Annotated in this window: 23 protein-coding genes; 15 read left to right on the forward strand and 8 right to left on the reverse strand. The window is 73.8% G+C overall.

All coding sequences use genetic code 11. From position 1 onward, the window contains the following. The first annotated feature begins 49 nt into the window (after positions 1–49). Entirely contained in the window at positions 50–1,948 is a 1,899-nt protein-coding gene (locus tag ACFFKU_RS11180; RefSeq protein WP_380137907.1) for a serine/threonine-protein kinase, read from the forward strand. A 9-nt stretch (positions 1,949–1,957) separates the two neighbouring features. Here ACFFKU_RS11180 and ACFFKU_RS11185 read toward each other — a convergent pair whose 3' ends face one another. The 6 genes from ACFFKU_RS11185 to ACFFKU_RS11210 all read right to left on the reverse strand — a co-directional run bounded on the left by ACFFKU_RS11185 (position 1,958) and on the right by ACFFKU_RS11210 (position 9,991). Then, the gene (locus ACFFKU_RS11185; protein ID WP_380137909.1) at positions 1,958–2,854 is read right to left on the reverse strand and encodes a TIGR01777 family oxidoreductase; all 897 of its coding nucleotides are present in this window, start codon (positions 2,852–2,854) and stop codon (positions 1,958–1,960) included. Between the two features lie 78 nt (positions 2,855–2,932). Further along, positions 2,933–4,813 (reverse strand): 2-oxoglutarate dehydrogenase, E2 component, dihydrolipoamide succinyltransferase, encoded by a 1,881-nt coding sequence (gene sucB / locus ACFFKU_RS11190; RefSeq protein ID WP_380137911.1) that lies wholly within the window; start codon positions 4,811–4,813, stop codon positions 2,933–2,935. 23 nt (positions 4,814–4,836) lie between these two features. Then, the gene (gene lpdA / locus ACFFKU_RS11195; RefSeq protein WP_380138089.1) at positions 4,837–6,288 is read right to left on the reverse strand and encodes a dihydrolipoyl dehydrogenase; all 1,452 of its coding nucleotides are present in this window, start codon (positions 6,286–6,288) and stop codon (positions 4,837–4,839) included. Positions 6,289–6,416: 128 nt separating this feature from the next. Further along, positions 6,417–6,761, reverse strand: coding sequence for a hypothetical protein (locus ACFFKU_RS11200; RefSeq protein WP_380137912.1), 345 nt, complete (start codon positions 6,759–6,761; stop codon positions 6,417–6,419). Between the two features lie 334 nt (positions 6,762–7,095). After that, entirely contained in the window at positions 7,096–8,622 is a 1,527-nt protein-coding gene (locus tag ACFFKU_RS11205) for a leucyl aminopeptidase (protein ID WP_380137913.1), read from the reverse strand. A 28-nt stretch (positions 8,623–8,650) separates the two neighbouring features. Next, on the reverse strand, positions 8,651–9,991 hold the full coding sequence (locus ACFFKU_RS11210; protein ID WP_380137915.1) for a nicotinate-nucleotide--dimethylbenzimidazole phosphoribosyltransferase: 1,341 nt from the start codon (positions 9,989–9,991) through the stop codon (positions 8,651–8,653). Positions 9,992–10,119: 128 nt separating this feature from the next. On the opposite strand from ACFFKU_RS11210, the gene ACFFKU_RS11215 reads away from it, so the two are divergent. From ACFFKU_RS11215 to ACFFKU_RS11250, 8 genes are all read left to right on the forward strand, one after another. Continuing rightward, entirely contained in the window at positions 10,120–11,412 is a 1,293-nt protein-coding gene (locus tag ACFFKU_RS11215) for a GAF domain-containing protein (RefSeq protein WP_380137916.1), read from the forward strand. A gap of 103 nt (positions 11,413–11,515) precedes the next feature. Continuing rightward, a complete protein-coding gene (gene adh, locus ACFFKU_RS11220; protein ID WP_380137918.1) occupies positions 11,516–13,039 on the forward strand; it encodes an aldehyde dehydrogenase in 1,524 nt (507 codons plus the stop codon). Between the two features lie 257 nt (positions 13,040–13,296). After that, positions 13,297–14,322, forward strand: coding sequence for an alcohol dehydrogenase AdhP (adhP, locus tag ACFFKU_RS11225; RefSeq protein WP_380138090.1), 1,026 nt, complete (start codon positions 13,297–13,299; stop codon positions 14,320–14,322). Beyond that, positions 14,319–14,759, forward strand: a complete 441-nt coding sequence (locus ACFFKU_RS11230) for a DUF779 domain-containing protein (protein WP_380137919.1) — start codon at positions 14,319–14,321, stop codon at positions 14,757–14,759. The genes adhP and ACFFKU_RS11230 overlap by 4 nt, the downstream gene beginning before the upstream one ends. 37 nt (positions 14,760–14,796) lie before the next feature. After that, on the forward strand, positions 14,797–15,870 hold the full coding sequence (locus ACFFKU_RS11235; RefSeq protein ID WP_380137920.1) for a Gfo/Idh/MocA family protein: 1,074 nt from the start codon (positions 14,797–14,799) through the stop codon (positions 15,868–15,870). 142 nt (positions 15,871–16,012) lie between these two features. Continuing rightward, entirely contained in the window at positions 16,013–17,107 is a 1,095-nt protein-coding gene (locus ACFFKU_RS11240; RefSeq protein ID WP_380137921.1) for a quinone-dependent dihydroorotate dehydrogenase, read from the forward strand. Positions 17,108–17,166: 59 nt separating this feature from the next. Next, a complete protein-coding gene (locus tag ACFFKU_RS11245) occupies positions 17,167–18,663 on the forward strand; it encodes an MFS transporter (RefSeq protein WP_380137922.1) in 1,497 nt (498 codons plus the stop codon). Beyond that, entirely contained in the window at positions 18,660–18,893 is a 234-nt protein-coding gene (locus tag ACFFKU_RS11250) for a hypothetical protein (RefSeq protein WP_380137923.1), read from the forward strand. The genes ACFFKU_RS11245 and ACFFKU_RS11250 overlap by 4 nt, the downstream gene beginning before the upstream one ends. Before the next feature lie 42 nt (positions 18,894–18,935). Here the strand turns inward: ACFFKU_RS11250 and ACFFKU_RS11255 are convergent, their stop codons facing one another. Then, positions 18,936–19,946, reverse strand: a complete 1,011-nt coding sequence (locus tag ACFFKU_RS11255) for an aldo/keto reductase family protein (protein WP_380137925.1) — start codon at positions 19,944–19,946, stop codon at positions 18,936–18,938. A 71-nt stretch (positions 19,947–20,017) separates the two neighbouring features. After that, complete coding sequence (locus tag ACFFKU_RS11260) at positions 20,018–20,611, reverse strand: DUF3043 domain-containing protein (protein ID WP_380137926.1); 594 nt, start codon at positions 20,609–20,611, stop codon at positions 20,018–20,020. A gap of 131 nt (positions 20,612–20,742) precedes the next feature. Between ACFFKU_RS11260 and ACFFKU_RS11265 the strand changes: the two genes are divergently transcribed. The 6 genes from ACFFKU_RS11265 to ACFFKU_RS11290 all read left to right on the forward strand — a co-directional run bounded on the left by ACFFKU_RS11265 (position 20,743) and on the right by ACFFKU_RS11290 (position 26,793). After that, positions 20,743–22,221 carry a dipeptidase gene (locus ACFFKU_RS11265; RefSeq protein WP_380137927.1) on the forward strand — a complete coding sequence of 493 codons (1,479 nt, stop codon included), beginning with the start codon at positions 20,743–20,745 and terminating at the stop codon, positions 22,219–22,221. Positions 22,222–22,353: 132 nt separating this feature from the next. Further along, on the forward strand, positions 22,354–22,740 hold the full coding sequence (locus ACFFKU_RS11270) for a HesB/IscA family protein (RefSeq protein WP_380137929.1): 387 nt from the start codon (positions 22,354–22,356) through the stop codon (positions 22,738–22,740). Positions 22,741–22,885: 145 nt separating this feature from the next. Continuing rightward, complete coding sequence (aat, locus tag ACFFKU_RS11275) at positions 22,886–23,593, forward strand: leucyl/phenylalanyl-tRNA--protein transferase (protein ID WP_380137931.1); 708 nt, start codon at positions 22,886–22,888, stop codon at positions 23,591–23,593. 120 nt (positions 23,594–23,713) lie between these two features. After that, positions 23,714–24,616 carry an aa3-type cytochrome oxidase subunit II gene (gene ctaC, locus ACFFKU_RS11280; RefSeq protein ID WP_380137933.1) on the forward strand — a complete coding sequence of 301 codons (903 nt, stop codon included), beginning with the start codon at positions 23,714–23,716 and terminating at the stop codon, positions 24,614–24,616. Next, complete coding sequence (ctaD, locus tag ACFFKU_RS11285) at positions 24,616–26,388, forward strand: aa3-type cytochrome oxidase subunit I (RefSeq protein WP_432499594.1); 1,773 nt, start codon at positions 24,616–24,618, stop codon at positions 26,386–26,388. The genes ctaC and ctaD overlap by 1 nt, the downstream gene beginning before the upstream one ends. A gap of 3 nt (positions 26,389–26,391) precedes the next feature. Then, entirely contained in the window at positions 26,392–26,793 is a 402-nt protein-coding gene (locus tag ACFFKU_RS11290) for a cytochrome c oxidase subunit 4 (RefSeq protein ID WP_380137934.1), read from the forward strand. The last annotated feature ends 112 nt before the right edge of the window (positions 26,794–26,905 follow it).

The following is a 26,905-nucleotide window of genomic DNA, read 5'->3' on the forward strand; positions in this document are numbered from 1 at the left end:
GGGCGCGTCGATCGACGCCGGGACGGCGGCGTCGCGGCCGGTGCCGCGGGTGGACGGCTACACCCTCGGCGACCTGCTGGGTGTCGGCTCCAGCAGTGCGGTCTGGACCGGCACCGGGCCGGACGGCGTCGCCCGGGCGCTCAAGGTCCTGCACGACCCGGCCGATGCCGGCACCCCGGGCGGGTCGGAGCCGGGGGCCCCGGAGGCGGCGACGGGGACGGCCGACGTCGAGGGCGGGGTGCTGCGCGAGCTGGGGGCGCTGCGCCGGGTCCGCCACCCCCGGGTGGTGGCCGTCCACGACATCGCCCGGGACGGGTACGGGCGCCCCGTCCTCGTGCTCGACCTCCTGGCCGGCGGCAGTCTCGCCGCCCTGCTGCGCCACCGGGGGCGGCTGGCGGTGGGTGAGGTCGTGGGCCTGCTGGAGGCCCTCGGACCGGCGTTGGAGGAACTGCACTCCGCCGGGATCGTGCACGGGGACCTGGCCCCCGGCAACGTGCTCCTCGACGCCGCGGGCGAGGCCGTGCTGGCCGACCTCGGCGTCGCCCGCGCGTTGAGTCGACGCCCCGGCAGCCTGTTCGCGACACCGGGGTTCTGCGATCCCGCGGCGGTCGCCGACGGTCGGGTGGACGCGGCCGGGGACGTCTACGGCCTCGCCGCCGTCGCCTGGGCGGCGCTGACCGGGTCGGCCCCGGGGACCGGTCCGCGCGGTCCGGGACGGGCGGAGCTGAGGGACTCCCGCGCCACGCTGCCCCCGGGGACGTCCGCGGCACTGCTGGACGTGCTCCGCGAGGGCCTGCACGGGCGTCCCTCGCGCCGACCGACGCCGGGTGAGCTGGCCACGGCGGCCTTGGCCTGCGCCCGGCCCCGCCCCGTCCGGCTCGTGGCCGGGACCCGACCGGGTGCGGGTGCGGGGTCGCGCCCGTCCGGCGTGACGGCGCCCCCGGAGGTGGCCGGGGACCCCGCCGACGACGCGCTCCGCTCGCGCTTCGCGGGCACCCGTCGGGTGGACGTCGGCCCCCGGCCGGTCCCGGAACCGTCGGTCACCGACCCGTCGGGCGCGGCCTCGGCCGGCACGCGTCACGGCCACCGCTCGCGTGCCTCGGTCGGCGGCGGGAGCCCGCGGTCGGGGCGGCCGCGGGTCGGGGCGAGGCGGAGCGCCACCGGGTGGCGTCCGGGCCGCGCGGCCGTCGTGGGGTTGGCCGTCGGAGCGGTGGCGCTCGGGGCGGTCGGGACCGGCGCAGCCCTCCGGAACGCCGGCGGCGATCGACCGGGTCCGTCCACGAGTGCCGCGATGGGGGTGGGGACGCACGACGCGGCCCGGGTGGCGCCCTCGCCGTCGGTCTCGTCGACCACGGCGGCGCGGGGGACCAGGACGGCGACGTCCGGGTCCGCGCCGTCGGTGTCCACGCCGTCGGTGTCCACGCCGTCGGTGTCCACGCCGTCGGTGTCCACGCCGTCGGTGTCCACGCCGTCGGTGTCCGCGGGAACGGTGTCCGTGGGGACGGTGTCCGCGGGAACGGTGCCCGGGGACCCGGCCGCGGCGGAGGTCGTGGACGAGCCCGGCCGCACGGTCCTCACGGGTTCGGACCTGACCGCGGTCGTGCGCGAACTCGCGATCCGTCGCGCGGCCGTCCTCGAGGCGGTCGACGAGACGGGGCTCAGCGGGGTGGACGTCGGCGGCTCCCCGGCGCTGCTGGCCGACGCCGCCCTGGTGGCGGAGGTCCGGGACTCGGGCCGGCGCTACCGCGGGCTGGGCTTCGACGTCGCCGACGTCGAGGTCGAGACGGCGGGTCCGGACCGGGCGGTGGTCCTCGCCCGGGTCGCGACCGCGGCCCACGAGGTCGTCGGCCCGGAGGGGATCACGACGGTCGCGGCCACCCCGCCGACGCCCTCGCGGTTGACCCTCGTGCGCGTCGAGGGGGAGTGGCGGATCAGCTCCGCCGGGTGAGCCCGGCGCTCAGGCCGCGGCCCGGGCCAACCAGCCCGTGACCGCCGCGGAGTCGGCGTGGGTGAAGGTGAACCCGTCGGCGAGCAACCGCGCGGGGACCACCCGCTGGCTGGCCAGCACGGTCTCGGCGAACTCACCGAGCGCGAGTTTCAGGGCGGGCCCCGGGACGGCCAGGACCGTGGGGCGGTTCAGGGCGGCCCCGAGCGAGCGCGTCACCATCGCGTTGTGGGCGGGGGCCGGGCAGACCAGGTTCACCGGGCCGGCCAGGTCGCCCTCGACCAGGTGGGTCAGCGCGGCGAGCTCGTCGGGTCGCGAGATCAGGCTCCACCAGGCCCGCCCGTCACCGAGACGGCCACCCAGGCCCACCTTGAACAGCGGGAGCAGCCGGCCGAAGGCACCGCCGTCGGGATCGGCCAGCAGGCCCGTGCGGGCGAGCGCCACCCGGATCCCGGCGGCCTCGGCCGGCGCGGTCGCCGCCTCCCACCGCCGCACGACCCCCGCGAGGAAGTCCTCCCCCCAGGGGGCGTCCTCGTCGAGGACCGCGTCACCGCCCTCGCCGTAGGCCCCGATGGCCGAGGCGTTGACGAGCACGCGCGGCGGCTCCGGTTGGGCCAGCAGCGCCGAGACCAGGGTCCGGGTCGAGTCGACGCGGGAGGCGAGGATCTCGCGCTTGTAGGCGTCGGTCCACCGCTTGTCCCCGACGCCGGCGCCGGACAGGTTGACCGCCGCGTCCACGCCCGCGAGCCGACGGGGGTCCAGGTCACCCGTGGCCGGGTCCCAGCGGATCTCCTCGGGCGAGCGTTCCGGGCGCCGGACGAGGGTGAGGACGGTGTGGCCGCGACCACGCAGGTGGGGGACGAGGTGACGACCGACGAGCCCGCCGGCGCCGCTGATGACGATGCGCACGCAGGCACCCTCACACGGCCCGCGACGCACCGCGCCCCGAGATCCACGACGGATCCCGGGGCGCGGTGGGAGAGGGGGTCAGAGCCCGAGGTCACCCTCGAACTCGCCGGCCTCGATGCGCTTCTTGATGGTCTGCAGGAAGCGGGCGGCGTCGGCCCCGTCGACGATCTGGTGGTCGTAGGACAGGGACAGGTACATCATCGACCGGATCGCGATGGTCTCCTGGCCGTCGGCGTCGGTGAGCACGACGGGCCGCTTGACGATCGTCCCCGTGCCGAGGATCCCGACCTGCGGGGTGTTCAGGATCGGGGTGTCGAAAAGGGCCCCGATGCTGCCCGTGTTGGTGATGGTGAACGTGCCACCCGCGAGGTCGTCGGGGGTGATCTTGTTCGCCCGGGTCCGGGCCGCGAGGTCACCGATCTTGCGGGCCAGGCCACCCAGGTTCAGGTCGCCCGCGTCGCGGATAACCGGGGTGATGAGCCCCTTCGGCGTGTCCACGGCCATCGAGATGTTCTCGGAGGCGTGGTAGACGATGTTCTCGCCGTCGATGCTGGCGTTGAGCGAGGGGTGCTGCTTGAGCGCCTCGACCGCGGCCTTGACGAAGAACGGCAGGAACGTCAGCTTCGCGCCCTCGTTGGCCTGGAACGAGTCCTTGGCCCGGGCCCGCAGTCGCGCGACCCTGGTCACGTCGACCTCGATGACGGTCGTCAGCTGGGCGCTCGTCTGCAGCGACTCGACCATCTTCTTGGCGATGATCTTGCGCAGGCGCGTCATCTTCTCGGTGGTCCCGCGCTTGGCGGACACCTCGACGGTCGGGGCCGGCTTGCCGCCCCCGGCCGGCTTCCCGGCCGCCGGCGCCGGCGCCGGCGCGGAGGCGGCCTCGGCCGCCTTCTTGGCCTGGTCGGCGGCCTCCTGCACGTCCTGCTTGCGGACGCGTCCACCGACCCCGGTACCGGTGACCGAGGAGAGGTCGACCCCGAGGTCCTTGGCCATCTTGCGGACCAGGGGCGTGACGTAGGTGCTGCCACCGGTCGCTTCGGCAGGCTTGTCCTCGCTCGTCGGCGCGGCGGGCGCGGCGGCGGGCGACTGGACCGCGGTCGAGGTCTTCGCCGGGGCCGCCTCGGGCTCCTTGTCGGCGCCCGAGCTCGGCTGGGTCGAGGCCTCCGCCTGCTTCTCGGCCGCGGCGCGTTCCTCGGCCTCGTCGGCGAGGGTCTCCTCGCCGGACGACGACTCCGGGGTCGAGGGCGACTCCGAGGAGGAGTCCGCGGACGAGGAGCCCGCGGACGCCGAGCCCGTGGAGTCCCCGGAGGAGGACGGGGCGGACCCGTCACCGACGCGGGCTAGCTCGGCCCCCACGGCGACGGTCTCGTCCTCGCCCACGAGGATCTCCAGCAACGTGCCGGCCACGGGGGAGGGGATCTCGGTGTCGACCTTGTCGGTCGAGACCTCGAGCAGGGGTTCGTCGATCTCGACGGCGTCCCCGACCGACTTCAACCAGCGGGTGACGGTGCCCTCGGTGACGCTCTCGCCGAGCGCGGGCATGGTGACGGCTTCGCCGCCGGACCCGCCGGACCCGCCGGACCCGCTCGACGACGGAGCCGGGGTGGACTCCTCCGGCTCCGGCTGCGCGGACGCCTGCTCGGCGGCGGGCTCCTCGGCCGGGGCCTCCTGGGCGGAGGTCTCCTCGGCCGGCGCGTCCGAGCCGCCCGACTCCGGAGCGGCGCCGTCGCCGATGCGGGCCAGGTCGGCGCCGACGTCGACGGTCTCGTCCTCCTCGACCAGGATCTCCTGCAGGGTGCCCGCGAACGGCGAGGGGATCTCGGTGTCGACCTTGTCGGTCGAGACCTCGAGCAGCGGTTCGTCGACCTCGACGGTGTCCCCGACCGACTTCAGCCAGCGGGTGACGGTGCCCTCGGTGACGCTCTCGCCGAGGGCCGGCATCTGGACCGTGTTCGCCATCAGGCTTCTTCTCCTCAGCTGTTTCAGGCGTGCGAGTGCAGGGGCTTGCCGGCGAGGGCCAGGAACGCCTCGCCCATCGCCTCGTTCTGGGTGGGGTGGGCGTGGATGAGGGCGGCGACGTCCTCGGGGTAGGCCTCCCAGTTGACGATCAGCTGGGCCTCGCCCACCTGCTCACCCATCCGGGAACCGATCATGTGCACGCCCACGACCGGACCGTCCTTCTGCCGCACGAGCTTGATGAAGCCCGCGGTGCCGAGGATCTGGCTCTTGCCGTTGCCGCCCAGGTTGTACTCGACCGTCTCGACCTCGCCGAACTTCTCCTTGGCCTTGGCCTCGGTGAGCCCGACGGAGGCGATCTCCGGCTCGCAGTAGGTGACCTTCGGGATGCCGGTCTCGTCGATCGGCGTCGGGTCGAGCCCGGCGATCTCCTCGGCCACGAAGATGCCCTGCTGGAAACCGCGGTGGGCGAGCTGCAGACCCGGGACGATGTCGCCGACGGCGTAGACACCCTCGACGTTGGTGCGCAGGCGCTCGTCGGTGAGCACGAAGCCGCGGTCCATCGACACGCCCTGCTCCTCGTAGCCGAGGCCGGCGGTGTTGGGGCCGCGCCCGACGGCGACCAGGAGCAGGTCGGCCTCGAAGGACTTGCCGTTCTCCAGGGAGACCGTGACGCCCGAGTCGGTCTGCTCGACACCGGAGAACCGCACGCCGACGGAGAAGGCGATGCCGCGCTTGCGGAAGGCGCGCTCGAGCGCCTTGCTGATGACCTCGTCCTCCAGGGGCACGAGGTGGGGCAGCGCCTCGACGACGGTGACCTCCGCGCCGAAGGAGCGCCAGACGCTCGCGAACTCCACGCCGATGACCCCGCCGCCGAGCACGACCACCCGGTCGGGGACGTGGTCCAGGCCGAGGGCCTGCTCGCTGGTCATGACCCGCCCGCCGATCTCCAGGCCCGGCAGGGTGCGCGAGTAGGAGCCGGAGGCCAGGACGACCGACTTGCCGGTGTAGCGCTTGCCGTCGACCTCGACGGTGTTCTTGGCCACCAGCCGGCCCGCCCCGGCGACCAGTTCGACCTTGCGCGACTTGACCAGGCCCTGCAGACCCTTGTGCAGCCGGGCGATGACGCCGTCCTTGTACTTGTTGACGCCGGCCATGTCGACGCCCTCGAGCGTCGCCCGGACGCCGTAGGTCTCGGACTCGCGGGCGGTGTCGGCGACCTCGGCCGCGTGCAGCAGGGCCTTGGTCGGGATGCAGCCGCGGTGCAGGCAGGTCCCTCCCAGCAGGTCCTTCTCCACCAGGGCCACGGACAACCCCAGCTCCGCGGAGCGCAACGCGCAGGCGTACCCGCCGCTGCCTCCTCCGAGAATGACGACGTCGTACTCCTGCGCGGCTTCAGCCACGGATCGCTCCCCACGTTGGACTGCTGAGCTCTGGACGGACCGGGTGTCTCCACCGCTCGTCGGCGATTCTGTCATCACGCCCCCGATCCGGCGTCGCGGGGTGCCGGGCGCCGGGCGCGACGCAGCCCACCGGACCGGGGACGGCGGGCCGGTGGGCTGCGGGGGAGGGGCGATCGGCCCTCACGGGCCGGGGGAGGGCCGCGTCAGCGCAGCCACTCCTCCTTCTTGCTCTCCTTCTTGGCGGTGACGGAGGACTCCTTCTTGGCCTCCTTCTTCGCCTCCTTCTTGGCGAGGGGGGCCGACTCCTTCTTCGCGTCGGTGGACGACTCCTTCTTGGCGTCGACCGCCGACTCCTTCTTCGCCTCCTTCTTGGCCTCCTTCTTCGCGACCGTGGCCGCGGTGACGGAGGAGACGGAGGAGAGCGGCGTGATCTGGGTGACCGTGGCGGCGGAGGCCGAGCCGGCGACGCCGACGGCGGAACCTGCGACGAGGGCGGCCGCGGCGACACCCAGAGCGGTACGACGAGCGGTACGGATCAGGTGGGACATGGTGCCTCCAGATGGATACGGACCCGGTCGGTCGGGCGGGGCGGGACTGCTCAGCGGCAGGGCCGAAGTCCGCGCCGTCACGGAGAGCATAGATGTTGTAGCTCTCGGTGCACACGTCATCCGGGAAGACGATCCCGCCGATCTACCGTTCGGCCGTTCGAGACCCCCCGTTCGGATGGATCTGGCGTCAGGAATCGTCCGTCGACCCGGGTCCCCTCGACGGATGCAACGTTGTCGGCGGCGAGAACGACGGAAAACTTTTCGCCATGATCGCCGAGAGACGTGGCGGCCCGCTGCGCCGAACGAGTGACCGGGGTCAAGAGTGCCGCACGGATCAGCCCTGGGCGAGATCTTCCGCGAGCGCCAGCATCGTGCGCACCGCGACACCGGTGCCCCCGGGGTGCGTGTACCCGTGCGCCTGTCCCTGCAGGAAGGAAGGACCGGCGATGTCGAGGTGGGCCCAGGGCAGCGGGGTCCCGTCGGGCCGCTCGCCGACGAACTCCTTGAGGAAGAGGCCCGCCGTCAGCATGCCCCCGTCGCGGCCGCCGATGTTGGCGATGTCGGCGACGGTGGAGTCCAGACTGGGCCGCAGCTCGGCGGGCAGCGGCATGGGCCAGAACTGCTCCCCGCTGCGCTCGGCGGCGGCCAGGACGGCGTCGCGGAACGCGTCGTCGTTGCCCATCACGGCCGAGACCCGGTTGCCGAGCGCGACCACCTGCGCCCCGGTCAGGGTCGCGACGTCGACGACGTGGGTCGGCTTCTCCTCCGCGGCGGCCACCAGGGCGTCGGCCAGCACCAGGCGCCCCTCGGCGTCGGTGTTGAGGACCTCGACCGTCTTGCCCCCGCGCAGGGTGAGGACGTCGGACGGACGGATCGCGGTGCCCGAGGGCATGTTCTCGGCGATGGCCAGCCACCCGGTGACGCGGATCGGCAGGTTCAGGTCGGCCACGGCTCGCAGGGTGCTCAGCACGGCCGCCGCCCCCGACATGTCGCTCTTCATCGTCTCCATGCCCGAGGCGGGCTTGAGGGACAGGCCACCCGAGTCGAAGGTGATCCCCTTGCCGACCAGGGCGAGGTGCGCCGACGCCCCGCGCGGGTGGTGGTCGAGCACCACCAGGCGCGGCGGGCGGGAGGACCCCTGGCCGACGCCCAGGATGCCGCCGTACCCGCCCGCGGCGAGCTGCTTCTCGTCGAGGACGCGGACCTTGAGCTTGGTGCCGGCCGCGGTGCGCCGCGCCGCCTCGGCCAGGTCGGCCGGGGCCAGGTCGCCCGGAGCGGTGTTGATGAGGTCACGGGCCGTCCGCACCGCCCGCCCCACCACCTCGGCGCGGGCCAGCGCCGACTTCGCGGCCTTGTCCCGCAGCCCCGGTGCGACCAGGACCACCTCGGCCACCGGGGCCTGCGGGGCCGGGCGGTACTTCTCGAAGGCGTAGGCCCCGAGGGCGGCCCCCTCGGCGGCGGCGGCCAGGGCGTCGGTGTCGGCCAGCGGGACGGCGACGACGACGCGGGCGCGGCCGGCGAGGGTGCGGACCGCGGCGCCCACGGCCCGGCGCACCCCTTCCGTCGACCCCGCCCCGGCGAGCGGCCCCACCCCGGTCAGCGCGACGAGCGAGGCGGCGACGCCGGGCACGTTGCCGACGAGCTGGACCTGACCGGCCCGTCCGGTCACCCGCAGGTCCGCGATCGCGGTGGTCAGCGCCTCGCGCGTGGCCCGGGGCAGCGTCTCGGCCCCCAGCAGCGCGGCGGGGGTGAACGAACCGGGGACCGGGGTGCCGGACACCTCCGGAGAGGCGACCGCGAGCAACAGGGCGTCGGCGGAGAGGCTCTTGACGGACTTGGTGGACAGGGTCAGTTGCGGCACCGCTCCACACTAACCAGAGCCGCCGGTCTCACCCCTGGGGGGAGTGGTTCTCACCTGCGGCGGAGGAGCGGACGCGGTGCCCGCTCCCGTCGGCGGAGGTCCCGGCGTCGGTGGCGGCCCCGGTGTCGTGCGCGTCCTCGGGAGTCGCGTCCGGCTCGGGCACCCAGCCGGTGCCGGTGGGTTCGCCGGGCTCGGGTCCGGGTGCGGGCTCGGGCTGCGGGTGGGGTGCGGGCGTGGGCTCGGGCTGCGGGTCGGGCTGCGGGTCGGGCTGCGGGTCGGGCTCCGGGTCGAGCTGCGGGTCGGGCTCCGGCTGCGGGTCGAGCTCGGCGAGCACCTGCGCCGCGCGGAGCAGCGGCAGGGCCAGCAGGGTGCCGGTCCCGTCCCCGCGCCCGGCACCCAGGTCCAGCAACGGTTCCAGCTTCAACCGCTCCGCAGCCAGGACCAGCGCGGGCTCGGCGGTCCGGGCCGCGAGCCGGCACCAGTTCTCGACGCCGGGGACCCCCCGGGAGGCGACCAGCGCGGCCGCCACGCCCATCACGCCGTCGACGAGGACGGGCGTGCGCCGGGTCGCGGCCCGCACCAGCAGCCCGACCGCGGCGGCCAGGTCCGGACTGCCGATGGTCTGCAGCAGCACGACCGGACGGGTCGCGAACGGTCGGCTGCGGCGGACGGCGTCGCGGATGGCGGCCGTCTTGCGCATCCAGGTGTCGTCGTCGATCCCGGCACCGCTGCCGCGCCCGACGACGTCGACGGCCCCCTTGCGCAGGCAGGCGGCGACCAGGCCGGCCGCGACCGTCGTCCCCCCCGTGCCGAGGTGCCCCAGCAGCAGCAGGTCGGCCCCGGCGTCGATCTCGTCGTCGGCGATGCCCGCCCCCACCCGGACGGCCGCCTCGGCCTCGGCGGCGGTCATGGCGTCCCCCCGCCGGACGTCGCCGCTCCCGCGACCGCAGCGGTGCCGACGGACCGGTTCGGGCAGGTCGTCGGCGTCCTCGTCCAGGGACAGCGCGTGGACCGCGACCTCGACGCCGGCCTCGGCGGCCAGGGCGGCCACCGGACCGCGCCCGGCCACCAGGTCGCGGATCGCCGACCCCGTCCAGCCGACGGGCCGGGTGGAGATCCCGGCGGCGGCGACCCCGTGGTCACCGGCGAGCACGACCAGACGCGGCCGGCGTACCGGGGCGGCGACCGCCCCGTCCTGCACCGACCGCAGCCACTCGGCGAGTTCCACCAGACGGGAGGGGGGCAGCAGAGGACGGGGAGTGGTGACGGGGCGCTTGGTCGGAGCGGCCAGACCGGACGCCAGGTCGCGCAGGGTGAGGGGCCGCGGCGGGGCCGGCGTCTCGTCCTGGGGGGGCGTCTCGTCGCTCATGCGCCGAATGCTCCCATCCGGTGGGCCGGGGGCCGTGGGTGGCTTGTCGCCCCCGCCGTGCTCGGCCTACCGTCGAGCGCGTCGACGACGACGAGGGCCCGACGACGAGGGTCCGGGGGGCGGGACGGATGGGAACCGAGGCGGTCCGCACGCAGCTGCTCGCGGCACGCGAGGACTGGCTGCAGCACTTCTCCCGTGGCGAGACCGGGCAACCGCTGCCCGGCGCCCGGGAACTGGTGTCCACGTCCTGGTGGCGCAGTCGGGGGACCGGGCTGGACCCGGACCGCATCGTGGCCCCGGTGGGGCTCACCGCGGCCGGTCTGCGCGAGCGCCGCGACGCGCACCGGTTGTCGCCGGTGCTGCCGACGGCCCGCCGGCTCCTGCTCGAGGAACCTCTCGGCGTCCCCGTCCTCATGGCGGTCAGCGACGCCGACGGCACGTTGCTCTGGGTCGAGGGCGACCCCGGCCTGCGCCGGGCCGCGGAGCGCATGAGCTTCGTGGAGGGCGCCCGCTGGAGCGAGGACGTCGCGGGCACCAACGCCCCGGGGACGGCCCTGGAGCTGCGCCGCCCGGTCCGGGTCCGCTCCGCGGAGCACTACGCGACCGCGGTGGCCGGCTGGTCGTGCTCGGCGGCACCCGTGCGCGACCCCTCGACCGGGCACGTCCTCGGGGTCCTGGACCTGACCGGGGGGGACGAGCTCGGGCGCGACCGGGCGCTGCAGCTGGTCCGGGCCGCGGTCAGCGCGGTCGAGGCCGAGCTGCGCGTCGTCGACCTCCGTCGCCGGGTCTGGCAGGGCGAGGGGCTCGCGCCGCCCGCGCCCATGCTGCGGGTGCTGGGCCCGGGCGACCCGACCCTGCTCTTCGACGGTCTGGAACGGCAGATCGCGCTGCGCCACAGCGAGATCCTCCTCCTGCTGCTGGCGGCGGAGACGGCCGGCGGCACGGCGCCGGGGGCCAGCGCGGCGCAGCTCGCGGCCGACCTCGACGAGCGCGACCTCGCGCCGGTCTCGGTGCGCGCGGAGATCCACCGGCTGCGGGCGGTGCTGGGCGAGCGGACCGGGGGCCAGGTGGGCCTCACACCCTCGCCCTACCGCGTCACCGGACGCCTGCGCTGCGACGCGCTCGACGTCCGGGACGCGGTGCGCTCCGGTCGGATCGGGGACGCCGTCGCGGCCTGGGGCGGACCGGTGCTCCCGGCCTCGGAGGCCCCGGCCGTGCGGGAGCTGCGCGAGGACCTGCTGATGAGCGTGCGCACGGCGGTGCTCGAGGGCGAGGACGACGACGCGCTGCTGCGCTGGGCCCGTACGCCCGAGGGGCGGGAGGACCCGGTGGTGGCCCGGGAGCTGCTGCGCCGGCTCGCCCCGGGGGACCCGGCCCGGGGCGAGGCCCTGGCCCGTGCGGCGCGGTTGCGGGTGGGCTGACGGGGCCGGCTCGCGCAACGGGGCCGCAACGGGGGCCGACCTAGCGTTGCTGGCACGGGTCCGGTGACGGTGCCGGGCCGCCCCTCGAAGTGGAGGTTGTTCCGTGGCGCTCTACGCGGCCCCTGGCCGAGACGGAAGCCCGGCGACGTACGCCGAACGGTACGAGCACTGGATCGGCGGGGAATGGGTCCCGCCGGCCGGTGGGGAGTACTTCGAGAACCGCACCCCGGTCACCGGGGAGGTGTTCACCGAGGTGGCCCGGGGGACCGCCGCCGACATCGACCGCGCCCTCGACGCCGCGCACGCCGCGGCGCCGGCCTGGGGTCGGACGTCGGTGGGCGAACGGGCCCTCGTGCTGAACCGCATCGCCGACCGCATCGAGCAGAACCTCGAGAAGCTCGCGGTCGCCGAGACCTGGGACAACGGCAAACCGGTCCGCGAGACCCTCGCCGCAGACCTCCCCCTGGTGGTGGACCACCTGCGCTACTTCGCCGGGGTGGTGCGCGCCCAGGAGGGCGGCATCTCCCAGATCGACGACGACACGGTCGCCTACCACTTCCACGAACCGCTGGGCGTGGTCGGGCAGATCATCCCCTGGAACTTCCCGCTGCTCATGGCGATCTGGAAGCTCGCCCCGGCCCTGGCGGCGGGCAACGCGGTCGTGCTCAAACCCGCCGAGCAGACCCCGGCCTCGATCCTGGTCCTCATGGAACTCATCGGCGACCTGCTGCCGCCCGGGGTCGTCAACGTCGTCAACGGGTTCGGCGCCGAGGCCGGCAAGCCGTTGGCGTCCTCCCCGCGCATCCGCAAGATCGCCTTCACCGGGGAGACCACCACCGGTCGGCTGATCATGCAGTACGCGAGCCAGAACCTCATCCCGGTCACCCTGGAACTCGGCGGCAAGAGCCCGAACATCTTCTTCGAGGACGTCGCGAGCCGCCGTGACGAGTTCTACGACAAGGCCCTCGAGGGGTTCACCATGTTCGCGCTGAACCAGGGCGAGGTCTGCACCTGCCCCTCGCGCGCGCTCATCCAGTCCACGATCTACGACGACTTCCTGCACGACGCGACCGCGCGGACGCAGGCGGTCAAGCAGGGCAACCCGCTGGACACCGACACGATGATCGGCGCCCAGGCCAGCAACGACCAGCTCGAGAAGATCCTCTCCTACATCGACATCGGGAAGCAGGAGGGCGCGAAGATCGTCACCGGGGGTGAGCGGGCCGACCTGGGTGGGGAACTCTCCGGCGGGTACTACGTGACCCCGACCATCTTCGAGGGTGACAACTCGATGCGGATCTTCCAGGAGGAGATCTTCGGCCCCGTGGTCTCGGTGACCCGGTTCGACGACCCGGACGACGCCCTCAAGATCGCCAACGACACGCTGTACGGCCTCGGGGCCGGTGTGTGGAGCCGCGACATCCACCTGGCCTACCGGATGGGGCGCGGGATCCAGGCCGGGCGGGTGTGGACGAACAACTACCACGCCTACCCCGCGCACGCCGCGTTCGGCGGGTACAAGTCCTCCGGCATCGGCCGCGAGAACCACCGGATGATGCTCGACCACTACCAGCAGACCAAGAACCTGCTGGTGAGCTACGCGACGTCGAAGCTCGGCTTCTTCTGACCGGTCGCACCCCGTCCGGCCCCGGGTCCGCCCGGGCCGGACGGCGGTGCCCGCGCACGCGTCGGGCCGGGGAGCGGCAACTCCCCGGCCCGAGGGTCCGATCTGCACCGAACCGTTCCGCACGAGCAAACCCCGACCGGCGCCGGCGGCGAGGCCGACGCCGAGACAAGGAGAATCCCGTGAACGCCCAGATTACCCTCGACCCCGCCGTCGCGACCACCCCCGCGGCGTCGACCTCCACCCCGGTGCCGAGCACCATGCGGGCCGCCGTGGTCACCGCGTTCGGCCGGCCGCTGGAACTGCTGGAGCTGCCCGTGCCCGAGCCGGGCCGGGGCCAGGCCCTCGTCCGGGTGGAGACGACCGGCGTCTGCCACACCGACCTGCACGCCGCCCAGGGGGACTGGCCGGTGAAACCGTCCCCGCCGTTCGTTCCCGGGCACGAGGGGTTCGGGCAGGTGGTCGCGCTCGGCGACGGCGTCGAGGACCTGCGGGTCGGCGACCGGGTGGGCAACGCCTGGCTCTGGTCGGCCTGCGGGCACTGCAGCTACTGCAACACCGGCTGGGAGACGCTGTGCGAGCAGCAGACCAACGGTGGGTACTCGGTGAACGGGAGTTTCGCCGAGTACATGCTGGTGGACACCCGGTTCGCCGCCCGGATCCCCGACGGGGCCGACCCGGTGGCCGTCGCCCCGGTGCTCTGCGCCGGGGTGACCGTCTACAAGGCGCTCAAGCAGACCGAGGTGCGCCCGGGGCAGTGGGTGACCATCTCCGGGATCGGCGGGCTGGGCCACGTCGCCGTGCAGTACGCGGTGGCGATGGGGATGCACGTCGCCGCGGTCGACGTCGACGACGCGAAACTCGACCTGGCCCGCCGGCACGGGGCCGAGGTCACCGTGAACGCGCGGGAGGTCGACCCCGCCGCGGAGATCCGGCGCCAGGTCGGCGGCACCCACGGGGTCCTGGTCACCGCGGTCCACCCGGCGGCGTTCGGGCAGGCCCTCGGCGTCGCCCGGCGCGGGGCCACCATCGTGTTCAACGGACTGCCGCCCGGGGACTTCCCGGCACCCATCTTCGACATCGTGCTGAAGGGGCTGACCATCCGCGGTTCGATCGTCGGCACGCGCGAGGATCTGGCCGAGTCCCTGGCCTTCTACGCCCAGGGGAAGATCCACCCGACCGTGGCCGTCGAACCCCTGGACGCGGTCAACGACGTCTTCGAGCGGCTCCACCACGGGAAGGTGGACGGGCGTATCGTGCTGGACGTGAGCGGGAACAACTCGTGACCTCCCCGGCCGACGTCCAGCGGGTCGCGGTGACCCCGGAGGCGGCGCAGCAGCTGCGCCGCCTCCGGGCGCGGCACGGCGAACTCATGTTCCACCAGTCCGGCGGGTGCTGCGACGGGTCCTCGCCGATGTGCTTCGCGGCCGGGGACTTCCTGACCTCCGACGCCGACGAGTTCCTCGGCGACCTCGAGGTCGCCGTCGAGGAGGGTTCGACCGAGGACGGTTCCACCGAGGTCTTCCGCGTCCCGGTGTGGATGTCGAAGGAGCAGTTCCGCCTGTGGTCGCACACCCACCTGACCATCGATCTCGTGCCCGGACGCGGGGCGGGGTTCTCCCTCGAGGCCCCCGACGGGGTGCGCTTCCTCATCCGCTCCCGGCTGATCCTCTCCGACGGTCGGCTGGGCGAGGAGGCCCCACCCGCGTCCTGCGAGATCTGACGCCGGGGACCGCGCAGGCGTGCCCTAGGGTCGCCGCGTGACCCACGACGCCGTGCCCACCGACCTCGCCGAACCCTTCCCACCGGTCCGTTTCGCCCTCGTCGGCTACGGCGGGGGCGGGCGGTTCTTCCACGCCCCGATCATCAGCGGGGCGGACGGCTGCGACCTCGTGGCGGTCGTGACCGGCAACCCTGAGCGGGCCGCGCTGGCCCGCGCCGAGCACGGCGTGCGCACCGTCGCCGAGCTGGAGGAGCTGGCCGACCTCGGCGTCGAGGCGGTCGCGATCTCCACCCCGGCCGCGACCCACACCGAGCTGACCGACCGGGCGCTGCGCCTCGGTCTCGCCACCGTCTGCGACAAGCCGTTCGCGCTCGACGCGGCCGCCGCCGAGGCCACCGTCGCGCTCGCCGCCGAGCGCGACGTCCTGCTGAGCGTCTACCAGAACCGTCGCTTCGACTCCGACCTGCTGACCCTGCGCCGGGTGCTCCAGGAGGGGACGCTGGGCGAGGTCGTCCGCTTCGAGTCGGCCTTCGAACGCTGGGCGGACTCCGAGCCGCCCGCGGCCGGGGCCGGGCTGCTGCGGGACTTCGGCTCGCACCTGGTCGACCAGGCGCTGCACCTGTTCGGGCCGGTCGCCACCGTCGCCGCGCAGACCCGGTCGCGGGCCGCGGGTCCCGACGCGCCCGAGGACGACGTCCGCCTGCAGCTGACCCACGTGAACGGGGTCCGCTCCGAGCTCTCCGGATCCTGGAAGCAGGCCCAGCCGGCGCCTCGCTTCCGGGTCACCGGGACCCGGGGGAGCTTCGTGCTGGACGCGCCGATGGACTCCCAGGAGGCGGCCCTGCTCGCGGGTCGCACCCCCCGCGCCGACGGCGCGGCCTGGGGCGTCGAACCCCCGCACCACTTCGCGCGGGTCGCGGTCGGGTCGGGCCCGGCGCTGCCCGTCCCGAGCGAGGCCGGGGCCTGGCCCCGGTTCTACGCCGCCGTCGCGCGGGCGGTGCGCGGCCGAGGGCCGCTCCCGGTCGAGCCGGGCGAGGCGATCGCCTCGATGCGCGTCCTGGACGCCGCCCGCCGGGCCGCCGCCGAGGGGACGACCGTCCGCCTCGCCTGACCCCGCATCCCCCACCCCTCCGTGATCAAGGAATGGATTCCTTGATCACGGGAGGGAAGGGGGGAGCGGGGTGGCCCGCCCTCCCCGCGCGCGCACCCGCCCCGACCTGCAAGCTAGCCTCCGATCGTCACGATCCCCGGGGGTGAGGAAGTCGCCTGTGCTGTACCGCTCGCTGTACCGACACGTGTTCACGCGCATCGACGCGGAGACGGCGCACACCTGGGCGTTCTCGGCCATCAAGGCCTCGGCGCGGGTCCCCCTGGCCAACTCCGCGATCCGGCGCGTCTTCATACCGCAGGACGACCGGTTGCGCACCCGCGTGCTGGGGATGGACCTGGCCGGACCCCTCGGACTCGCCGCCGGCTTCGACAAGAACGGGACCGGGGTGGAGGCCCTGGGCAACCTCGGGTTCACCTTCGTCGAGATCGGGACGGTGACGGCCCTCCCGCAGCCGGGCAACCCCCGGCCGCGGTTGCAGCGGCTCACCGCCGACCGGGCGGTCGTCAACCGCATGGGCTTCAACAACCGCGGGGCCGAGGAGGTCGCCGGGCGGTTGCGGCAGCTGCGCGCGGCCCCCCCGCCGAACCTGGTCCCCATCGGCGTCAACATCGGCAAGAGCAAGGTGGTCGCCGAGGCGGACGCCGCGGCCGACTACGCCACCTCGGCGCGGTTGCTGGCCCCCTACGCCGACTACCTGGTCATCAACGTCTCCTCCCCGAACACCCCCGGGCTGCGCGACCTGCAGGCCGTGGAGAAGCTGCGCCCCGTCCTGCGCGCGGTGCGGGAGGCCGCCGACGAGAGCTCGCCGCGCCGGGTCCCGCTGCTGGTCAAGATCGCCCCCGACCTCGGCGACGCCGACGTGGACGCGGTCGCCGACCTCGCCCTCGAGGAGGGGCTGGACGGCATCGTCGCCACCAACACGACCATCTCGCGCGAGGGCCTGCGCAGCTCCTCGGCCGAGGTCGACGCCGCCGGCGGCGGGGGGTTGTCCGGGGCCCCGCTCAAGGCCCGCTCGCTCGCGGTGCTGCGCCGCCTGGCCGAGCGGGTCGGCTCGCGCCTGGTGCTGATCAGCGCCGGCGGGGTCGAGACGGCCGCCGACGTGCAGGAACGGCTCGACGCGGGCGCGTCCCTGGTCCAGGCCTACACCGCCTTCATCTACGAGGGCCCGGCCTGGCCGCGGCGGGTCCTGGAAGGCGTCGCCGCCCAGCGCAGCCGCCGCGAGACGGACCCGGCCTGAACGCCGCCGACGACCCGCAGCGCTGGCGGGCCCTCGGGGTCTGCCTGGCCGCCGGGTTCATGACCCTGCTCGACGTGTCCATCGTGAACGTCGCCCTGCCCAGCATGCAGCGCTCGCTGGGCGCCTCCGCCGGTGAGCTGCAATGGATCGTGGCCGGCTACGCCCTGGCCTTCGGCCTGTTCCTGGTGCCTTCGGGCCGTCTCGGCGACGTGTTCTCCCGACGCACCTTGTTCCTCGTCGGCCTGGTCGCCTTCACCGTCACCAGCGCGGTCGCCGGCCTCGTCGAGTCGGGCACGGCGCTCGCCGTCGTCCGGCTGATCCAGGGGGCGGCGGCCGGCATCCTCAACCCCCAGGTGCTCGGCCTGCTGCAGCAGCTGTTCAGCGGGGCCGAACGGGCCCGGGCCTTCGGGGCGTTCGGGACGACCGTCGGAATCTCGACCGCGGTCGGGCCGCTGCTCGGCGGACTCATCCTGCTCGTCTTCGGCGAGGAGCACGGCTGGCGCGGGGTCTTCCTCGTGAACGTCCCCATCGGGCTCGTGCTGTTCCCGCTCGCCTGGCGCTGGCTCCCGCGTCCGACCGCGGCCGGTCCGCGCGAGGCGGCCGCCGGGACCGGTCCCACGGGTGCCGCCCAGCCGGCCGGCCCGCGGCACCGCAGCGCGTCCGGGCGGGTCCACCTCGACGTCGTCGGGCTGCTGCTGCTGGCCGCCGCGGTGACCGTGGCGATGCTGCCCTTCGTCCTGACCGAGGGGTCCGGGGGCGGGGCCCCCGCCTGGCGGTGGGCGCTGCTGCCCGTGGCGGCGCTGCTCATGGCCGCTTTCGTGCTCTGGGAACGCCACGACGCCCGTCGCGGCCGCGAGCCGGTGGTCTCCGGCGACCTCGTGCGGACGGCCTCGTTCAGCCTGGGCGCGGCGGTCGGGATCGCCTACTTCGCCGGCTTCACCGGCATCTTCCTGGTCACGACGCTCTACGTGCAGACCGGGCTCGGGCTGCCCCCGTTGCAGGCCGGTCTCGTGCTCACCCCCTTCGCGCTGGCCTCGGCGGTCACGGCCCAGATCGGGGGCCGGCGGGTCTCCACCCGGGGCCGCCGGATCGTCGTCGTCGGGCTGGTGCTCACCCTCGTCGGTCTCGTGGGGGCCGACGTCGTCGCCGCGACCGTCCCCGCCGACGCCCCCACCTGGCTGCCGGCGGTCCTGCTCGGCGCGGTCCTCGCCGTGGCGGGGGCGGGCAGCGGTCTGACCATCTCGCCGAACCAGACCCTGGCGCTGGCCGAGGTGCCGCGTCGGGTGGCCGGGGTCGCGGGCGGGGTCCTGCAGACCGGGCAGCGCATCGGGACGGCCGTCGGGGTCGCCGCCGTGACCAGCGTCTTCTTCGCGGGCGTCGGGGGCGGGCGCGGGGCGGCCGTGTACGGCGAGGCGCTCTCGGCCGGGCTGCGGGTCTCGGTCGGCTGCGTGGTCCTCGCGCTCGTCCTGGCCCTCGTGGACGCCCGCCGACGTCAGGACGCCCCGACCCCCGCGGGCGAGGCACCGGGGCCGGGGTCTTCTACGGTGGCCCGATGAGCCGGGTCGAGCAGTGGACGTGGACCTACACCGACACCGAGGGACGCGCGGTGGAGAGCGTGCCGGACACCGGCCCGCCCACGACGGGCGGCTTCCCCTCCCGCTCCGACGCCGAGGTGTGGATCGGGCAGCGGTGGCGCGAGCTGCGCCGCCACGGCGTGGAGCACGCCCACCTGCACGGTGACGGCCGACCGGTGGGGCCCCCGCTCAGCCTGCACCCGGCCGACTGAGCGGGGCCCGCGGACCGGGCCCCGCCGCAGACGGGCGGGACGTCAGACGAGACGGGCCTTGGGCGCGTTCTCGGCGGTCTTGCCGGGGTCCCGCTCGGCCACCCCGGCCAGCACCTCGTCGATGCGCTGCAGGGTCTCCGGCGGCAGGGTGACCCCCGAGGCCTTGACGTTCTCCACGACCTGCTCGGGGCGGGAGGCGCCGATGATCGCCGAGGACACGTTGCGGTTCTGCAGGACCCAGGCCAGCGCGAGCTGCGACAGGCTCAGGCCGTGGTCGTCGGCCACCGGTCGCAGCCCCTGAACGGCGACGAGCACGTCGTCGCGCATCCACCGGCTGATCATCGTCTTGCCGCCCTTCTCGTCCCGTGCGCGCGACCCGGCGGGCAGCTCCCCGCCCGGGGTGTACTTGCCGGTCAGGACCCCCTGGGCGACGGGGGAGAACACGATCTGACCGATGCCGAGCTCCTCGGACGTGGGCACGACCTCGGACTCGATCACCCGCCACAGCGCGGAGTACTGCGGCTGGTTGGAGACCAGCTGGAACCCGAGCTCGCGGGCCAGGGCGTGGCCCTCGCGCAGCTGCTCGGCGGTCCACTCGCTGACCCCGACGTAGAACGCCTTGCCGGCCCGCACCACGTCGGCGAAGGCCTGCATCGTCTCGGTCAGCGGGGTCTCGGTGTCGTAGCGGTGGGCCTGGTACACGTCGACGTGGTCGGTCCCGAGCCGGCGCAGCGAACCGTCGATGGACTCCAGGATGTGCTTGCGGGACAACCCGGTGTCGTTCGGGCCCTTGGGGCCGGTGGGGAAGTAGACCTTGGTCAGGATCTCCAGGCTCTCGCGGCGCTGGCCCTTCAGCGCCCGACCGAGGACCGACTCGGCCGCGGTGTTGGCGTAGACGTCGGCGGTGTCGAAGGTCGTGATCCCCGCGTCCAGCGCGGCGTGCACGCAGGCGACGGCGGCGTCGTTCTCGACCTGCGAGCCGTGCGTCAGCCAGTTGCCGTAGGTGATCTCGGAGACCTTGAGACCGGAGGAGCCGAGGTGGCGGTGTTCCATGGCGGCAACCTACGACCGCGACCGGCGAGGGGCAGCTCCACCCCGGCACGCGTCCCGGGCGGACCCGCGGATCAGCGGGGGGCGTCCCCGCGCTTGATCATGGGCACGGGGCGGCGCAGGCGGCGGATCTGCAACGCCCGGGTCACGCCGTACCCGACGACCCCGCGCTCGGGGGTCCCGAACCGTTCGGTCACCGAACGCTTGATCTTCCGGCCCAGCAGGATCGAGTCGATGATGACGACCGCGAGCATCCCGTAGATCAGCAGCGTGGTCCCGGCGACCACCTCGCGGGAGTTCAGCGGGGTGACCACGATGGAGAGCAGCAGCGAGGCCGCCGCCACGATCAGGAAGTACTCCCCGACGTTGCGGCGGGCGTCCACGACGTCGCGCACGTGCCGCTTCTGCGGGCCGCGGTCGCGCAGCGGGAGGTGCCGCTCGTCGCCCGTGAGCAGGGCCTGCTGCACCTTCATCCGCTCGGCGCGCGCCTGCTCCCGCGAAGCCTTCTGGGCGAGCTTGCGGTCGGCCGGGACGAGCGGGCGCACGTTGCGGGCCTGGGCCACGCTGCGCTTGGGGGTCGGCCGCCCCTTGCCGCCCTCCTTGGTCAGGTTGACCGCGGGGGTGGCCGCGTCGGCGGCCTTCTTCTCGCTCTTGCTTCGCCCGAACACGCCGCTCAGGGTACGACAGCCGCCGTCGCGACCGGCCCCGGCGCGGGCCCGGTCGCGGCCCGGTCGCGGCCCGGTCGCGGCCCGGTCGGGGTGCCCGGGCCCCCGCGAGCACGTCGCCTACGGTGGCCGGCATGGCCGAGCCCGACGTCCCCACCGCCCCGACGAGCGCCCCGGGCGGCCCGAGGAGCGACCCGGACCCTGCGCTCGTGGCCGAGCTGCGGGCCGCCGCCGAGGCGGTCGCGCCCGGGGTGCGGGCCGACCTGGAGGCCCTCGTCCGCATCCCGAGCGTGTCCGCCGCCGCCTTCGACCAGGCCCACGTCGAGGCCTCCGCGGAGGCGGTCGCCGACCTCCTGCGCGGGGCCGGGCTGCCCTCGGTGCGCGTCGTGCGCGTCCCCGGACCCGACGGTCGACCCGGGGCCCCCGCGGTGCTGGCCCGGCGCCCGGCACCGGAAGGACGCCCGACCGTCCTGCTCTACGCCCACCACGACGTGCAGCCGCCCGGGGACGACGCGGACTGGGCCAGCCCGCCCTTCGAGCCCACCGAGCGCGACGGCCGGCTGTTCGGCCGTGGCGCCGCCGACGACAAGGCGGGCGTCATGGCCCACGTGGCCGCCCTGCGCACCCTGCTGCCGCGCTGGTCGGACGACGACGGCGTCGGGGTCACCGTCTTCGTCGAGGGGGAGGAGGAGGTCGGCTCGCCCTCGTTCGGCACCTTCCTGCAGACGTTCCGCGACGACCTCGCCGCCGACGTGATCGTCGTCGCCGACTCCGCCAACTTCGCCGTGGGCGTGCCCGCCCTGACCACCACGCTGCGGGGTCTCGTCGACTGCGAGGTGCGTCTCGACGTGCTCTCGCACGCGGTGCACTCCGGCATCAACGGTGGCCCGGTGCTCGACGCCCTCACCCTGCTCTGCCGCCTGCTCGCGACCCTGCACGACGAGGCGGGCGACGTCGCGGTCGCCGGGCTGCACCGGGGGACCGCGACCGACCCGGGGCTGGACGAGGCGACGTTCCGCACCGACGCCGGTGTGCTCGACGGGGTCCGGCTGGCCGGGACGGGCAGCCTGGCCGACCGGCTGTGGACCCGACCGGCGCTCGCGGTCGTCGGTCTGGACGCGACCCCGGTGGACCGGGCCTCGAACACGTTGCTGCCCTCGGCCCGGGCCAAGCTCAGCCTGCGCGTGGCCCCGGGCCAGGACCCGGCCGAGGCCGCCCGGGCGCTGCACGAGCACCTGCTCGCCCACGCCCCGTTCGGGGCGCGGGTGCAGGTCGTCCCGGGGGAGGAGGGGCGGCCGTTCTCCGCCGACACGTCCTCGGCCGCCCACGACGTCGCCCGCCGGGCCTTCGCCGCGGCGTTCGGGGCCGAGGTGGTCGAGACCGGCATGGGCGGGTCCATCCCGTTCGTGGCCGACCTGGCCGCGGTCTACCCCGGCGCCGCCATCCTGGTGACCGGGGTCGAGGACCCGGACTCCCGCGCCCACGGGGCCGACGAGTCCCTGCACCTGGCCGACTTCGCCCGGGTGTGCCTGGGCGAGGTGCTGCTCCTGGAGGGTCTGGCCGCGGGGGATCCCGTTCCCGACCCGCCTCGGACGGGGCCGCGGACGTCGTAACCTGGTCCTCGGCCGACGGCACCCCGCGGGACCGTCCCGGGAACACCCGGGCCCGCCCGGTGGTTGGACGCCTCGACAGGCCAGCCTCGCCCCTCGTGGGGGAGGTACCCGAGCGAACCGGAGACGATGTCCATGAGCACCCCCACCACCGCCCCGGCCACCGACGCCGCGTCCGCGGAGACGACCGCCCAGGCCCACGGGGTGGAGCTCACCGAGGTCGCCGCGACCAAGGTGCGCACGCTGCTGGAGCAGGAGGGTCGCGACGACCTCCGCCTGCGGATCGCGGTGCAGCCCGGCGGCTGCTCCGGCCTCATCTACCAGCTCTACTTCGACGAGCGCGAGCTCGACGGTGACGCCGTGCGCGACTTCACCGGCGTCGAGGTCGTCGTCGACAAGATGAGCGCCCCCTACCTGGACGGCGCCACCATCGACTTCGCCGACACCATCGAGAAGCAGGGGTTCACGATCGACAACCCCAACGCGGGCAGCTCCTGCGCCTGTGGCGACTCCTTCTCCTGAGCCCTCCGACCCGGACGGCGCGCGCGCCGCGGCCGGGTCAGCGGTTCCCGTGACGACCCCCGCACCCCACGGTGCGGGGGTCGTCGCGTCCGGGGCCGGTCCCGGGGCCGGGTCCGACCGAGGCAGGGCTCGCCCCCGGGCCGAGGTGGGTCCGTCCCGGTTCGACCTCTCCGCGCTCCTGGTCGGCCTCGACCCCGACGACCCGGACCTGCTGGCCTGCGGCGGCGACCTGAGCCCGTCCACGCTGCTGGAGGCCTACGCGCTCGGGTTGTTCCCCATGGGGACGGGGTCGGGCGGCTCCGACCCGCTCGGGTGGTGGTGCCCCGCCCGGCGGGGGGTGCTGCACCCCGCGGACGTGCACGTCTCCCGGTCGCTGCGCCGCTCGATGCGGGGCTTCACGATCACGACGGACACGGCCTTCGCCGACGTGGTCGCCGGCTGCGCCGACCCCCGCCGCAGCGGCGCCTGGATCACCGACCGCTTCGCGGCCGCCTACCTGCGCCTGCACGAGCTCGGCTGGGCCCGCTCGGTCGAGGTGTGGGCCGACGGGGAGCTCGCCGGCGGTCTCTACGGGGTCAGCATCGGCGGCCTGTTCGCCGCCGAGTCCAAGTTCCACCGCGTGACCGACGCCTCCAAGGCGGCCGTGGTCGGACTGGCCCGGATCATGCACGGCGACGCGATCCCGGGGCGGTTGATCGACGTGCAGTGGGCCACCGACCACCTCGAGACCCTCGGCGTGCGGGAGGTGCCCCGCGCACGCTACCTGCGACTGCTGGGAGCAGCCCGGGCGCTGCCTGTGCCCGAGCGGTTCTCGGCGCGCCCCGGCCCCTCCGCGACCTACGACGGGGGGTAGTCTCCTCCCGACGGGACGATTGCGTGCACGGGCGGTGAGCCTTCCGTGCGCAGGCGCAGGAGTCCGGGCAGCAGAGGAACCGTGGGAAGGCCGACCTTGGGCACGCGAGCTAGAGCGCTGGTGAGTGGTGCGCTCCTCGGCGCGACGACGCTGCTGCTGAGCAGCTGCGCGAGCGCAGAATTCCCGGAAGCGAGCCTGCGAAACGGCTTCCTCCCGGACGTCAGCGTCGGCGCCACCGACATGACGCAACGCATGCAGAACCTGTGGAACGGGTCCTGGATCGCCGCCCTGGCGACGGGCCTGCTGGTGTGGGGGCTGACGATCTGGGTCGTCATCGCCTACCGGCGCCGCAAGGGCGACCCGGAGTTGCCGCCGCAGGTCCGGTACAACATGCCGATCGAGATCCTCTACACGATCGTCCCGGTCATGATGGTCGGGGTGCTCTTCTACTACACCGCCCGCGACCAGGCCGCGATCATCGACCGCGACGAGCCGACCGACGTGACGGTGCAGATCGTCGGCAAGAAGTGGTCGTGGGACTTCAACTACCTCGACACCGACCAGCGGACCCCGCTCGTCTACGACACGGGCCGCCAGGCCGACCTCTCGGGTCAGCCGGGCGTGGAGGAGAACCTCCCCACGCTGTACCTGCCCGTGGACGAGACCGTCCGCTTCCAGATCTTCAGCCGCGACGTCATCCACTCGTTCTGGATCCCGGCGTTCCTGTTCAAGATGGACATGATCCCGGGAGACCCGAGCTCCTTCGTCATCACGCCCACCAAGGAAGGCACCTTCCAGGGCAAGTGCGCGGAGCTGTGCGGCGAGTACCACTCCGAGATGTTGTTCAACGTCGAGGTCGTGTCGCAGGCGGAGTACCAGCAGCACCTGCAGGAGCTGGCCGCCCGCGGTCAGACCGGCGGACTGCCCACCGGCCTCGCCGGGGCGATCGAGCGCGAGCACCAGGGCGACACCGACGCCGACGCCGACCTCGGTGTCGACGCCAGCCAGGGGGGAGGGAACTGATGTCCACCGACAACCCGCAGTCCCCGGGCTTCAGCCCGCGGGTCGCGACGAGCCGTCAGCCGATGGGGGTGGCCACCCCGCTCAGCCGGGGCCGGGTCATCGCCAACTGGCTCTCGACCACCGACCACAAGGTCATCGGCAACCTGTACTTCATCACCTCGTTCGTCTGGTTCCTGGCCGGCGGCGTCATGGCGTTGCTCATCCGCGCCGAGCTGTTCGAGCCCGGGATGCAGATCTTCAACACCAAGAACGAGTACAACCAGGCGTTCACCATGCACGGCACGGTGATGCTGCTGCTGTTCGCGACGCCGCTGTTCGCCGCGTTCGCGAACGCGATCATGCCGCTGCAGATCGGTGCGCCCGACGTGGCGTTCCCGCGGCTGAACATGTTCGCCTACTGGCTCTTCCTCTTCGGCGGCCTCATCGCCGCCGCCGGGTTCCTCACCCCCGAGGGGGCCGCGAGCTTCGGGTGGTTCGCGTACGCGCCGCTGTCCGACGTCGTGCACTCGCCGGGTCTCGGCGGGAACCTCTGGGTGATGGGTCTGGCCCTCGGTGGGTTCGGGACCATCCTCGGGGCGGTCAACTTCATCACCACGATCATCTGCATGCGCGCGCCGGGCATGACCATGTTCCGGATGCCGATCTTCACCTGGAACGTCCTCATCACCAGCGTCCTGGTGCTGATGGCCTTCCCGGTGCTGGCCGCCGCGCTGCTGGCCCTCGGGGCCGACCGCGTCCTGGGCGCCCACGTGTTCGAGGCCGCCAACGGCGGGCCGATCCTGTGGCAGCACCTGTTCTGGTTCTTCGGCCACCCCGAGGTCTACATCATCGCCCTGCCGTTCTTCGGCATCGTGACCGAGATCTTCCCGGTGTTCAGCCGCAAGCCGGTCTTCGGCTACAAGGGCCTGGTCTTCGCCACCATCTCGATCGCCGGGCTCTCGGTGACCGTGTGGGCGCACCACATGTACGTGACCGGCAAGGTCCTGCTGCCGTTCTTCGCGTTCATGACCATGCTCATCGCGGTGCCGACCGGCGTAAAGTTCTTCAACTGGATCGGCACCATGTGGCGCGGGTCGTTGACGTTCGACACCCCGCTGCTGTGGGCGGTCGGCTTCCTGGTCACCTTCCTCTTCGGCGGTCTGACCGGCGTCATCCTCTCCGCGCCGCCGCTGGACTTCCAGCTCTCGGACTCCTACTTCGTCGTCGCCCACTTCCACTACGTGGTCTTCGGCACCGTGGTGTTCGCGATGTTCGCCGGCTTCTACTTCTGGTGGCCCAAGTTCACCGGCAAGATGCTCGACGAGCGGCTGGGCAAGATCCACTTCTGGCTGATGTTCTTCGGCTTCCACGCGACGTTCCTCATCCAGCACTGGCTGGGTGCGGCGGGCATGCCGCGTCGTTACGCCGACTACCTGCCCGACGAGGGCTTCACGACGATGAACGAGATCTCGACGATCGGTTCGTTCGTCCTCGGTGCCTCGTTCATCCCGTTCCTCTGGAACGTCTACAAGACGGCGCGCTTCGGCGAGAAGGTCACCGTGGACGACCCGTGGGGCTACGGAGCCTCGTTGGAATGGGCGACGTCCTGCCCGCCGCCGCGGCACAACTTCACGACCCTGCCGCGCATCCGCTCCGAGCGTCCCGCCTTCGACCTGCACCACCCCGAGGTCGCGGCCGCCGAGAGCAAGACGCAGGACAAGAACCTGCTGGACCACGTCTTCGGCGAGGCGGACCGCGAGGACGCCGGCACGACGCGCACCAAGGAGCACTGAGCCATGAAGTCCGAAACCTGGCTGTTCTCCGGGGGCATCCTCTTCTTCGTCCCGGTGGCGTTCATCTACGCGCTGCTCACCGAGTGGCAGGAGCTGGTCGGCTTCATCGCGCTGCTGCTCACCGGTGGCCTCGCGATCCTGGTCGGCGCCTACCTGGCCGTCACCGCCCGCCGGATCGACGAGCGTCCGGAGGACGACCCCCGCGGGGAGATCACCCAGGGCGCCGGCGAGCAGGGGTTCTTCTCCCCGTACAGCTGGTGGCCGCTCTACCTCGCCCTCGGCGCGGCGATCGCCTTCTTCGGGGTGGCCGTCGGTTGGTGGCTCTGGATCATCGGCGTCGTGATCACGATCCCGATGATCGTCGGGTGGGTCTTCGAGTACTACCGCGGTGAGCACGCCCACTGAGACCCACCGCACGCACGACCACGACGACCGCAGTCCTCCGGGACTGCGGTCGTCGTCGTCGTGGTCGATGGAGGAGGTGACGACGCCGCCGGAATCCTTCGCGGACTGCGCA

The sequence above is a fragment of the Kineococcus gynurae genome (assembly GCF_042433995.1).
GTDB lineage: Bacteria > Actinomycetota > Actinomycetes > Actinomycetales > Kineococcaceae > Kineococcus > Kineococcus gynurae.

Coding starts and splice junctions, on each gene's coding strand:
- sucB (WP_380137911.1), bottom strand. CDS start 4,813: ATGGCGAACACGGTCCAGATGCCGGCCCTCGGCGAGAGCGTCACCGAG.
- lpdA (WP_380138089.1), bottom strand. CDS start 6,288: ATGACAGAATCGCCGACGAGCGGTGGAGACACCCGGTCCGTCCAGAGC.
- ACFFKU_RS11200 (WP_380137912.1), bottom strand. CDS start 6,761: ATGTCCCACCTGATCCGTACCGCTCGTCGTACCGCTCTGGGTGTCGCC.
- ACFFKU_RS11210 (WP_380137915.1), bottom strand. CDS start 9,991: ATGAGCGACGAGACGCCCCCCCAGGACGAGACGCCGGCCCCGCCGCGG.
- ACFFKU_RS11215 (WP_380137916.1), top strand. CDS start 10,120: ATGGGAACCGAGGCGGTCCGCACGCAGCTGCTCGCGGCACGCGAGGAC.
- adhP (WP_380138090.1), top strand. CDS start 13,297: ATGCGGGCCGCCGTGGTCACCGCGTTCGGCCGGCCGCTGGAACTGCTG.
- ACFFKU_RS11245 (WP_380137922.1), top strand. CDS start 17,167: ATGACCCTGCTCGACGTGTCCATCGTGAACGTCGCCCTGCCCAGCATG.
- ACFFKU_RS11250 (WP_380137923.1), top strand. CDS start 18,660: ATGAGCCGGGTCGAGCAGTGGACGTGGACCTACACCGACACCGAGGGA.
- ACFFKU_RS11255 (WP_380137925.1), bottom strand. CDS start 19,946: ATGGAACACCGCCACCTCGGCTCCTCCGGTCTCAAGGTCTCCGAGATC.
- ACFFKU_RS11265 (WP_380137927.1), top strand. CDS start 20,743: ATGGCCGAGCCCGACGTCCCCACCGCCCCGACGAGCGCCCCGGGCGGC.
- ACFFKU_RS11270 (WP_380137929.1), top strand. CDS start 22,354: ATGAGCACCCCCACCACCGCCCCGGCCACCGACGCCGCGTCCGCGGAG.
- ctaD (WP_432499594.1), top strand. CDS start 24,616: ATGTCCACCGACAACCCGCAGTCCCCGGGCTTCAGCCCGCGGGTCGCG.
- ACFFKU_RS11290 (WP_380137934.1), top strand. CDS start 26,392: ATGAAGTCCGAAACCTGGCTGTTCTCCGGGGGCATCCTCTTCTTCGTC.